This is a genomic window from Acinetobacter sp. YH12102 (genome assembly GCF_013419125.1).
Lineage (GTDB): Bacteria > Pseudomonadota > Gammaproteobacteria > Pseudomonadales > Moraxellaceae > Acinetobacter > Acinetobacter pseudolwoffii.
This window is the reverse complement of record NZ_VPAS01000029.1, coordinates 1-10265: the sequence shown is the minus strand read 5'-3', so window position 1 is coordinate 10265 and position 10265 is coordinate 1. Positions and strand designations below refer to the sequence as shown.

Genomic DNA, 10265 nt, shown 5'->3' with positions numbered 1-10265 from the left:
TATGCTAGGAATTTCGCATAACAACCATTATGTTAAATGGCCGGGTATTTAGATGAATAATAATGCTTTCAATTGGGTAAAGCTTGCAGAATCCTGCTGAATTTGTAATCCTTGCGCCCAAGGGTGTCTAGCTAAGCTGAGGCAGGTGTTTGTTGTAGTCGGGCCGCTACAATATTGATAAAGAGCGCCTGTATGTTTAATTTCAAGATTTTTAATAAAGTCTCTACGGAAGTATTGACGATAAAAAATGACCTCGAGCTTAATTCCGAAATCCAATTAATTAATAAGTATAAAACTGCTCATTGTGAGAACTATCGAAAAGCAATTATTTTGATCTTTAAAGAACGTGGCTATACCAGGTTAGAAATAGGTCAGTTACTTGAAGGCCAACTCTAAAGACTTCCTAAAATTAACATAATACACCTTATACGAAGTGCGTTATAATTCTCTTTAGAAATCAATTTCTTATATACTATTAAAAAGCCCATTCCCCCTCGAATGGGCTTTTTTTATGATTATTCATGTTCCACGCTTACTTATTGAGCAAAGTTCCACGGCTTTGATAAGCCCAGGTGAATAATCAGGAAGCCTGGTCTTTTTCTTTTTGGCGTTTATCTAGGTCTTTCTTTAGCGCCTTTTTATCCTGGTAAGACGCAATCAGCATGATCGGGATCAGTACAGGAGCAACCACAATACCCAGAACAATATCTTTCAATTTTGGCATGATCCTTCTCCCTTATTTCTCAGTCATTATCAAATACGGCATTCAGCACCCGGCCAAATAAACTACGTTTTTTAGGTTCTGGTTCAACATGCTCAGGAAGATGGATCCGTTTACTCTCGGAAGTAGTCAATTCGTCATAGTTAGAGTCAGTCTGTGACCGAGGATCCGTTGCTATATTTGAATTTGTAGATTCATTTAGCTTATCAATATTTTCTTGTTGTGACTGTTCTAAGGTGCCTTTAAACTCAATTCTATGAGTAAGATCTTCAATATGTTGCATCAAAGACTTTTCTCTTTGATTTGCTAAATCTAACTGATTTTTTAGTAAAGAAATCTGATCTTTTAATAGATTTTCGACTTCAGATTGAACGTGTACCTGTACATCCTTCTGAACTTGTTCAGTACGTGTACTGGACTGAACACCGATTGGGTTGCCATAAACTCTGATAAGTTCAGATAAGTCTATTAGACCATTATTATCTCTTGATAATTCACCATTTTTTAAAGCCTCATATATTGTTGTCCGTGATTTTTTAAAGGCTTTACTTGCGTCCATAACGCTAAATTTTGTAGTGTTCAATACAATCCCTCTGTTCATGTACAAGGATGTTCAGGTGAGCATATTACTGAACATTATCTTTATTTTGTTTGAAAGCCAACCTTTACTAGATATGGATATAGTTCTTTAAATTTTTCAGCATCTAATAGCATTTCGGCAATTCGTACGGCAAATTGCGGATAGCTTTCGGTGCCTTGAGAATACTTACTCATTTCAGGCAGTTCTGACAATTTGTTAGCAAATAAATGACGCTGGGCATCTGTTAACTTGGTGAAAATATCTAAGGTGTTTTGATCTCTAGCTTCTAGATTTGGTTTGTTAACGTTTTTCTTTTGCTTGAATGAGAATGAAAAGCCATAAATTGAACGTCCTTTTTTATGCTGCTCATATTTAACAGTGATATCTGTAAACTCATTAACTTGATCTATAGCTAGATGTAAGACTCTGTCTTTAAAGTTCCCCATTCTTGTGTACTCATCATCAAGCACACCAATTTTTTTTCTAAACTCTTCAAGCTCTATAACAGGAGTTTGGCCAGTGCTACGCCATGCGATCAATAATTCATATAGGCGTACAGCATAAGCACTACTGAGATTACTAACTTGCTGTAATTCATACTTAGTGAACTGTTCTTCGAGTTTAGTAATTAATGGAACAATAGCGGGTGCAAAAATTAACTTAACAGTCGCTTCAGCATCAATATAACGAATCTCACTAACCCATCGGCTTAGTACGTTTTCGATGTTTCCTCGTTTATTCATCTCTTGATAGCTAAATTGTCTAGCAAATAAATCTTTTGAAGCATCCTTTAATGCTTGATAGGCAGTCTGTCTTGCAACATTGAATTGATTGATATAGCTCTCTGCATGCACTTCTAAAGGGTTGTTTGCATTAATGCCTTTACCACTTTCTCTTGCTTCAACAATAGCTAAAAGAATAAGTCGCTGTTCAACTAGATCTAGGTTATAGCTTGCGTTAATTAAAGCATTATCTTTTACAACTAGATCTCGCATGTTATTAGTCTACTTTTTTATTTCTGAATATAAATCTATATAAAATATTATGTAGTTAAATGCAAGGTAAACGTAGTTAAATCTACAAAAAAAAATAAGTAGACTTATGGTAGGTAAACGTAGTCATATTGGTAGGTAAACGTAGTCATATTGGTAGGTAAACGTAGTCATATTGGTAGGTAAACGTAGTCATATAACCCTTGAAAGCATTGTAAGCAAAGGCTTTCAGCATGTCTAAAAGCATTTAAAAACTTTAAAATAATTAAAAGCCCAAGGAGTGAAAAATGCCCTTGGTTTTCGCTACGCTCAAACTCTATTGAATCTCGCTTTCGCTCGATTCGTCGGGGCAATTTTTTGGCTCATCTCGTTGTGACTTCAATAAAAAGCAAAAGCACGATGCATTCGCTTCGCTCATAGAGCTTTTTTGCTCGCTACACTCGATCTAGAATCGAATTTTTATATGTAATTAAAAAGTTTTTAGTTTCTAATATCTAAAAGATTGTTTTTCAGAGAGTCTAAGCGCGAATTTCAGCGATTTCACTCGTAGACACTCGTTCTGTACCTTCCAGTGTGAATTTGAGCTTAAATCGCAAATGAGTGCATTTAAAAGCTAAGTTTTATAGTGATTAGATAAAATCTTTACCTTTTGTATGAGGGTCATAAGAAAAAACAGGTTTTTTAGTCTTCAATTTTTCTGTATTTCTTTCTGCATTCGTCATTTTCATTTTTTCATTAGAAGTAGGGACCATATCCTGGGACTCTAATTTTTCTATTTTATGTAAATGTACCTTTTTTTCACTCATTCCCATTTTATTCAAATTTCTCAGAACTGAACTGTAAGAAATATTGTTCGCTAGCTCTGGTAAATCAGCGTGGATTTCCTTAATTGTATGACCAGCTTCTAGCCGTTTTTCTATTTCAGGTAATACAGAGATGATGAATTTTTTAGCGCCATGCCTGGTAACCATAATAACTTCCTCTTTCCTTAATTTATGCAATTATGTGCAACTATATGCAATTAAGAGCTTTTATACGATTTTATATGAAATTATCTGCAACTATAAGCTTTTAAATAGTTTTTATTCATTTTGATGTGCAATTATATGCGTTTATGTGCAATTGAACTTTCAGTGATATTGGCAAGATGTGTAATGTTATATAACATGGCAAGCCTTGGTTATATAAATTACCCTACTTATTCGCTTTCAGCTCAACGTAGCATCTTGTCCTGCGGAGCTTTTGGCATAGCCAAAATGTACTGGAAATCAAAAAATGACTGAACAGAAAAAGCCGAAACGGATACGCCAAAAAGTAATTCAAGTTGTGGTAACTGAAGCTGAAAAAAAGCAAATTGAAGAAAATGCGGCCCAGGGAAATTTGTCGGCCTCTCAGTATTTGCGTGATTTAGGCTTGGGTTACCAACCTAAAAGTCTGACTGATATAAAGACAATCCAGGAAATTCGCAGCCTAAAATCAGATATGAATAAAGTGGGTGGGCTACTGAAAAACTTAATGAATGGAGAGCTGACTGATCCGAAAGAGATCCGATCTAAAGTAAACGGGCTACTGCTGGATTTTTCCAAGAACCAAAATTCAATTGATCTATTCATTTCTAAAGTTAGATCCGCGATCAAGTGTTAAAAAAGTGTAAGGTGTGTGACCTTGTATAGTGGCGGTAGCCTGATGAATTTCGTATAAGAGATTTTATGTTAAATATTTCTATCTATGGGATGATAACAGACCTGTTTATATGTGGTTTTTAGTGAGTATGTTCGACAAGAAGTTTTTTGATACCCCAGTTGGATTAAAGCAACTTTTGGCTTATGAGCTTTACGTAAACCATGGTCTATATCAAAAAGACATAGCAAAATTTTTAGGATGTTCTAATAATACCGTGGCTAATTATGTTAAAAAATTAAATAAATATAAACACTTAAAAGAATTTAATGTGGTTCTTGAATCAAAATCAAATGAAGTCAGAAAGGCTCTAGATTATATAAAAAAGAATGAAAATTAAGTGAAAGATAAAATAGTTTTCAATCAGTTCTTCGCATAAGATAGTGATTTTTTTAATAGATTAAAATTAATGTACGATCCAAAATTTCAAATTTTACTAAATTTTCTTAAAGATAATCCTGATCGACTTTCAAGCAGAAGCAAACGTCTAAATTTAGATTCTGATGAAGGTATAAATGCTTTGCATGAATGCTATGTAAGATCTAAAGAACAGAAACTTACTTTATCAAGACCAACCACTATTCCAGACGATGCAGTTAGTGTCATTCTGCAAGAATGCTGTGGTTTCACTGAGATTCAGACTGAACAAATTAAGGTTGAACATCAGCTGTCTATGTCCGCGGAAAATTTAGTAGGTGCGCTTTTAGAAAGATATATTGCACAAGTGCTTGAACCGCATGGGTGGGTTTGGTGTGCGGGCGATTTTGTTAGGGCAATTGATTTTATTAAATATAATAAATCAACAAAGCTTTGGGAAGCTGTTCAGGTAAAGAATAGAGATAATACAGAGAACTCTTCATCTTCAGCTATTCGTCATGGTACGACGATTGAAAAGTGGTTCAGAACATATTCCAAACCATCTAAAAAAAGAGCTACTAATACAAATTGGGAAAATTTTCCTGAAGAAGAATTTCGCGATCAATTGAGTGAAGAAGGCTTTTTACAGTTTATAAGAAACTATCTATCTTAATCATTTCTTCTGAAAAGCTTTTTTCCAATCTTTTTCTGTTGTGAATCTATAGCGAGAAAAAGGAAAGTTTTCTGGTGGCTGTATGTCATTACCTTGATCATGATTAACAATCGTTTGAGCAATTGCATATCCAAGGTCACCAGGAACAGCATTTCCTATTTGCTTATATTGATCCACTAATTTACCTGCAAATTTCCAATGATCAGGAAACTGCTGAATTCGAGCATATTCTGCCACGCTTAGTGGACGATCTTCTTCAGGATGAGCTAAATCAGTTGCTGGCATAGTTGGGCTAGTAACAAGCGTAGGACTAGGCTTATTCCAGTTTAATCGTCTTAGAAAACCCGTTTTCCCACCACCTAAGTAGTAAGACTTACCCATTGCTTCTTTTTGAAGATCTTCAGGTAAGTTTCTCCAGTTTTCACCTGATTTCAATAGGCGATAATATTTAAGTCTTTTTTCTGGAAATGCAGCACAGGCTTGATTTTTCTCAGGTGTTAAATCAGAGATAGCTTCTTTTAGAGTTGTCCACGGTTTAAGCCCAAATTCGCCATTTTGACTGTGAGTAGGATTTAGATATGGAGCTTTAGAGCCATCTGCACATGCAATAATTACAACACGTTCACGGATTTGTGGTGCACCATAATTTGCAGAATTATATAAATTAAAAGATACGCCATATCCCTTAGATTCAAGGAATTGAACAACGTATTCTAAGGCTGTGCCTTTTGCATCTTTTAACGAAATTTCATCGTGGTCTGATGGCTTGTAAACAGCTGATAAGAGTCCTCGTACATTTTCTATAACGATGTAACGAGCTTTTAGCTCTGTTGCAAGTTGAAGGTAGTGAATAAATACATTACCTCGTTCATCTTCAAATGAACGTCTAGCACCAGCTGTTGAAAATGCTTGGCATGGTGGACCACCAACGATTAAATCAATTCGATCTTTTTCTGAGAGGCCTATTTCCTGAAGAATATCTTTTGCTGAGTAATTTCGAATATCATCTAATAGTGGAACATTTGGCTGATTTAGCTTAATGGTTTCCTGACATTTTTTATCAAACTCACAGTACATTAAGGGTTTAAATCCAGCTCTTTCTAAGCCTAAATCTAAACCCAAAGCACCACTAAAAAAACTGAGATAGTTCACATAAGGATCCGGAAAAAACAATGAGAAGATCATACTAGAATTATAATTCTAGGTCCACTGTTAAGTAGTTTTCTTTATTTAATCGAGCAAGAAATGAGAAAGCCCTGATTTTATATTCAAATGCTATGTCGAAAACCTTGTGTCAGAATGAACCAAGAGTTGATAATTCATCAATTTGGTATATATGCCCCTGATATGCACTATTAAAAGTCAGAGGCCTCTAGGAATTCCCATGTCAGAGCCAAAATTTAAACTAATACCACTTAAAAATTATCGTCATACCTATCAGGTTAAAGATATTTCTTATATGGAGACAGAAGATCCAAGATTCACTTACGCTATTATTTCTTTAAAACCAACTGATAAAAATATTAAAGATACGCAATATTTTACTGTCGTGAAAAAGCCTTTGAATACTTCTGGGAATAATGATGTTGAGGTGGTTTTTAGTGAAGAAATTTCTAATGTAATCAAGAAGCATGTGCTTGTGTCTTAAGTAATAAAAAACCCCGGCATCCTGCCAGGGTTTTTTATTGGAACTTTAGGTCTGTGCTGTCTTAGTGCTTGTCGTATCTGGCCCCATCCTGGTGCTCATTCTTTGTAATTCTAAGGAACATCCTGTTCCTGACCAATTAATCATATGAAAATTCCAGTATGCCGCATAGCAGCAAAGGGCCGAGATTGATGTGAGCCTAAGCGTACAAAATAGCCTAAATTTTATCCACAAAAAATGTGGATAGTTTTGGACATTGAAGCATTGATAAAATTTAAAAAACCGAAAAATTGACTACTTTTTAAACAAAATTATTGGCAAAACATATCAAAACCGTTCATAAAAAAGCCGACTTGTTTCAAAGTCGGCTTTTTACGGATTTTAGGGTTGAGTGTGAAATTTTAAGTCATTGATATTTCAATTAATATACAAGTGTATTGCGTATAACGCCCATTATGTTAAATGGATAGTTATTTAGTGGAAAAATCAAGTTTTTGAAATTTCAAATTGAAGTTTTTTTATTCAATTAGTAATTGTAATTTATATTCTATTGAATAACTATTTCATAACTTTTCCTATCATATTTGGCTGCATACGTAGCTACTTCTTGATTAATCTCTTTATGATTTTTATCTAAATATGAAAAGATTATTGAATCCTCATTGTGCTGCTCGTAATTGATGGCGTATTTATATTCTGAATAAGGATAAAGAGTACCTAAGCTATAAGTTTTTTGAGCACTAATATAAGTTACTTTAAGGTCTGTAATTGGATAATCAGTCTGATTTTTAATAAAAATATATCCATTTTTTTCAAATGGCTGGCATCCTATAAGTAGAACTAATGTAAGACAGTAAAATAGGCTATTCTTCATTTTGGTAGTTCTTCAATTGGTCTTATGAGTTTATTAATAACTATAACTTGTGAGGTATCACAGCCATGATCTACTTCAGTTATCCAAGAATAATTATTTTTTTCTAGAGGATAGGAGCCGCCCCCTCCATATGCTACTTTATCACCTAAAAAATAAGTGTCTGAATCTACTTTTAAGCTCTTAGTTTCTGTATTCCAATCTATAGTTTTCGTAGCAAAAATTGGCAGAACTTTAGAGCCATCAGCATGTTCTAGATATAAGCATTTACCTTCCTTAATAAGCTTAGCCTCACTATAACTTGCATTATCTGCTCCCCCTGTATAGTGAATACGTGGAACAACTATATTTGATTCTATTTTTTCTGTAACTGGACTACAGGCTGCAAGGAAAATTAATAAAATAAATTCTAATCTTTTCATATTAAAGGAATTTTTTGAGAAAATAATAGAGAAATTAAAGCAAATTATTCCAAAAAGCTCTGATTAAAAATTGTTAAAATTAGTAGACATATGAGAGAAAATTATGAAAAAATTTTTATACTTCAATTGCTTATCTTTTATTTTTACTTATTTATCTTTGTTTTATCAGAAATATATATTAGTGGATCGTATAGTTGTAGACAAGCTTGAAAAAGTTAAAGTCATTGGAGGAGGATTTCCCTTACAGTTTTTAGTAGATGGTGAAATATCTCCAGGTGGGAGTATAGCGCTAGATCCTTTAAATATTATTATAGGAATAGATCAATTTATCTTCTTATATTTTATTTTTGATTATTTGTTCTGGATAAGTGTTTTATTTGCTTTTTACATAATTTTGAAAAGGTACAAACTAAAACAGATTTTCTAAAATTAACATAATACGCGTTATACGAAGCCAAAAATGGGGGCATGCAGCTCCCATTTTTAGTCTTTTATCCGCTTTTTTGCTTCATCATAAACAATGCTATCAGCTCGTTTTCCAACGGTAATTAGCAAAATAACTACCTGATCATCTTTGACCTGGTAAACAAGTCGGACACCAGCTTTTAATAATTTTATTTTATAGCAGCCTGCAAGATCACCTTTAAGCATATTCTTTGGAATATGTGGTTGCTCTATTACCTTAGCTAATTTTTTCTTGAATTGATCTCGTATAGCACTAGGAAGCTTTTCCCATTCTGCAGTGAAGTCCTTATGACGTAAAAGCTTATAAGTCATCTAATGTGACTTCCTCGAACATCTCTTTAGGATCATTAACACGTTTACGAACAATCGCTAATAGCTCGGTATCCTCTTCTGAGAGTAAAGCTTTTTGTACTGGAAGCTTTCCAGTCGTAGCAATATATTCAAGAATATTAGTAAAGAACTCAGTAGGTGCAATTCCTTGTTCTTTTAGGATGGAATAAGACTTTTCTTTAAGGGCTTCATCGACCCTGAAATTAACAGTAGCCATCATTTTCCCATTTATTGAATGCATGAGAATATTGTAATGCAATATGCATTACAAAGATAGTTCGTATAACCGCCATTATGTTAATTGATTCAATATATAACTTATTTCCAAAAAATAAGATTTTGTAAAAGGCTTCTTTCTTCTAGACATTTGTTAGGTTTATTTTCAGTCATTGTTTTATCTTTAATGTCGAAAATACTATTTATAAAAGAGAAGCTGAATCCGCTTTCAGCTATTAAATTTTTAACTAAATTATCTTTCTGAATATGAAAAATTATTTCTTCTTGAGGTAATAGTATTTCTACTATTTTTTGATCATCTGCTGTTCCTATCATATGGTTATGTGAAGAACTATATTGAAGAAATTTTACTGTGCAGATTTCCTCTATTACTTGTTCTAATGTTACATTTTCATCAAATTCTAATTGTATTTCTAAAGGGCCTAATTGATCATCTTGGGAACAACAAGCTTCTCTTATAATATGGACTATCATGATCTAAGAATCCTTTAATTTTCCTAAAATTAACATAATACACGTTATATGAATTCCCAAGGCATGGCTTTTAGTCATGCTTTTTTTATCAAAAGACTATAGCTGAATGATAAAGAGCCAAATCGCATACAACCTCTATCATTAGACTTAATGTGATAATTAAATGATAGTATTATCATTAATCTAACAGAATTAAGATTAAATGATAGAAATGAATACACGTATTTATCTACGAGCTTCAACTAAAGATCAAGATGCAGAAAGGGCTTTGCAGATTCTTCAGGATCTAAACCAAAACTTGAATTTGGGCGAAACCATTGTGTACGTGGAAAACTATAGTGGTACGAAGTTAGACCGACCTGAATTGAATAAGCTACTGTCAGAAGCAAATCAAGGCGACACCTTGTTGGTTGAAAGTATTGACCGATTATCACGCCTAACCCAACAGGATTTTCAAGAGCTGAAGCGCAGGATCCAGGAGAAGGGACTTCGTTTAGTCGTAGCAGATCTTCCTACTACCTACCAAATGATTCAAACCAATGACAGCATTACTCATTCAATCCTGGATCTCATCAACAATATGTTGATTGATCTCCTGGCAACAATGGCCCGCCTGGACAATGAGAAACGTATAGAACGTATTAAGCAGGGCTTGGCACGTTCGGGTTACAAGCCAACAGGTAAGAAAGCCAATGAGGCTAAGCACAAACGAATAAAAGAATTACTAGCAGCTGGCAATATGACTAAGGAAGAAATTGCCAAAGCAGTGAATTGTGGAGTTGCAACTGTTTATCGAGTTGCTAAAGTCATTTAAAAAG

Annotated in this window: 17 protein-coding genes; 7 read left to right on the top strand and 10 right to left on the bottom strand. The window is 33.9% G+C overall.

Annotated elements, in window-relative coordinates; genetic code table 11:
* Positions 1 to 192 precede the first annotated feature (192 nt).
* Positions 193 to 396 carry a hypothetical protein gene (locus FTU42_RS14960; RefSeq protein WP_153567192.1) on the top strand — a complete coding sequence of 68 codons (204 nt, stop codon included), beginning with the start codon at positions 193 to 195 and terminating at the stop codon, positions 394 to 396.
* A gap of 184 nt (positions 397 to 580) precedes the next feature.
* On the opposite strand, the gene FTU42_RS14155 is transcribed toward FTU42_RS14960, so the two are convergent.
* From FTU42_RS14155 to FTU42_RS14140, 4 genes are all read right to left on the bottom strand, one after another.
* Positions 581 to 724, bottom strand: coding sequence for a hypothetical protein (locus tag FTU42_RS14155; RefSeq protein WP_005166864.1), 144 nt, complete (start codon positions 722 to 724; stop codon positions 581 to 583).
* 19 nt (positions 725 to 743) lie between these two features.
* Positions 744 to 1304 (bottom strand): plasmid replication DNA-binding protein, encoded by a 561-nt coding sequence (locus tag FTU42_RS14150; RefSeq protein WP_257225600.1) that lies wholly within the window; start codon positions 1302 to 1304, stop codon positions 744 to 746.
* A gap of 59 nt (positions 1305 to 1363) precedes the next feature.
* Entirely contained in the window at positions 1364 to 2296 is a 933-nt protein-coding gene (gene repM, locus FTU42_RS14145) for a replication initiation protein RepM (protein ID WP_004759367.1), read from the bottom strand.
* Between the two features lie 626 nt (positions 2297 to 2922).
* On the bottom strand, positions 2923 to 3264 hold the full coding sequence (locus FTU42_RS14140; protein WP_180083659.1) for a hypothetical protein: 342 nt from the start codon (positions 3262 to 3264) through the stop codon (positions 2923 to 2925).
* Between the two features lie 304 nt (positions 3265 to 3568).
* On the opposite strand from FTU42_RS14140, the gene FTU42_RS14135 reads away from it, so the two are divergent.
* From FTU42_RS14135 to FTU42_RS14125, 3 genes are all read left to right on the top strand, one after another.
* On the top strand, positions 3569 to 3937 hold the full coding sequence (locus tag FTU42_RS14135) for a LysR family transcriptional regulator (RefSeq protein WP_180083656.1): 369 nt from the start codon (positions 3569 to 3571) through the stop codon (positions 3935 to 3937).
* Positions 3938 to 4064: 127 nt separating this feature from the next.
* On the top strand, positions 4065 to 4313 hold the full coding sequence (locus FTU42_RS14130; protein WP_180083653.1) for a helix-turn-helix domain-containing protein: 249 nt from the start codon (positions 4065 to 4067) through the stop codon (positions 4311 to 4313).
* Between the two features lie 69 nt (positions 4314 to 4382).
* Positions 4383 to 5003 (top strand): SinI family restriction endonuclease, encoded by a 621-nt coding sequence (locus tag FTU42_RS14125; RefSeq protein ID WP_180083650.1) that lies wholly within the window; start codon positions 4383 to 4385, stop codon positions 5001 to 5003.
* Here FTU42_RS14125 and FTU42_RS14120 read toward each other — a convergent pair whose 3' ends face one another.
* Positions 5004 to 6155, bottom strand: coding sequence for a DNA cytosine methyltransferase (locus FTU42_RS14120; RefSeq protein WP_180083647.1), 1152 nt, complete (start codon positions 6153 to 6155; stop codon positions 5004 to 5006).
* Positions 6156 to 6387: 232 nt separating this feature from the next.
* On the opposite strand from FTU42_RS14120, the gene FTU42_RS14115 reads away from it, so the two are divergent.
* Complete coding sequence (locus FTU42_RS14115; protein ID WP_180083635.1) at positions 6388 to 6651, top strand: hypothetical protein; 264 nt, start codon at positions 6388 to 6390, stop codon at positions 6649 to 6651.
* A 544-nt stretch (positions 6652 to 7195) separates the two neighbouring features.
* Here the strand turns inward: FTU42_RS14115 and FTU42_RS14110 are convergent.
* Both FTU42_RS14110 and FTU42_RS14105 read right to left on the bottom strand, forming a co-directional pair.
* Complete coding sequence (locus FTU42_RS14110) at positions 7196 to 7522, bottom strand: hypothetical protein (protein WP_005254628.1); 327 nt, start codon at positions 7520 to 7522, stop codon at positions 7196 to 7198.
* Positions 7519 to 7941 (bottom strand): hypothetical protein, encoded by a 423-nt coding sequence (locus FTU42_RS14105; RefSeq protein WP_180083644.1) that lies wholly within the window; start codon positions 7939 to 7941, stop codon positions 7519 to 7521. The genes FTU42_RS14110 and FTU42_RS14105 overlap by 4 nt, the downstream gene beginning before the upstream one ends.
* A 103-nt stretch (positions 7942 to 8044) precedes the next feature.
* Between FTU42_RS14105 and FTU42_RS14100 the strand changes: the two genes are divergently transcribed.
* A complete protein-coding gene (locus FTU42_RS14100) occupies positions 8045 to 8368 on the top strand; it encodes a hypothetical protein (RefSeq protein ID WP_180083641.1) in 324 nt (107 codons plus the stop codon).
* Positions 8369 to 8424: 56 nt separating this feature from the next.
* On the opposite strand, the gene FTU42_RS14095 is transcribed toward FTU42_RS14100, so the two are convergent.
* The 3 genes from FTU42_RS14095 to FTU42_RS14085 form a co-directional block, all read right to left on the bottom strand.
* Entirely contained in the window at positions 8425 to 8718 is a 294-nt protein-coding gene (locus FTU42_RS14095) for a type II toxin-antitoxin system RelE/ParE family toxin (protein ID WP_004733298.1), read from the bottom strand.
* On the bottom strand, positions 8708 to 8953 hold the full coding sequence (locus tag FTU42_RS14090; RefSeq protein WP_026438268.1) for a type II toxin-antitoxin system RelB/DinJ family antitoxin: 246 nt from the start codon (positions 8951 to 8953) through the stop codon (positions 8708 to 8710). Before FTU42_RS14090 ends, FTU42_RS14095 begins: the two co-directional genes overlap by 11 nt.
* Before the next feature lie 101 nt (positions 8954 to 9054).
* Positions 9055 to 9447 carry a hypothetical protein gene (locus tag FTU42_RS14085; RefSeq protein WP_180083638.1) on the bottom strand — a complete coding sequence of 131 codons (393 nt, stop codon included), beginning with the start codon at positions 9445 to 9447 and terminating at the stop codon, positions 9055 to 9057.
* A gap of 202 nt (positions 9448 to 9649) precedes the next feature.
* Between FTU42_RS14085 and FTU42_RS14080 the strand changes: the two genes are divergently transcribed.
* Positions 9650 to 10261 (top strand): recombinase family protein, encoded by a 612-nt coding sequence (locus tag FTU42_RS14080; protein ID WP_180041286.1) that lies wholly within the window; start codon positions 9650 to 9652, stop codon positions 10259 to 10261.
* Positions 10262 to 10265 lie beyond the last annotated feature (4 nt).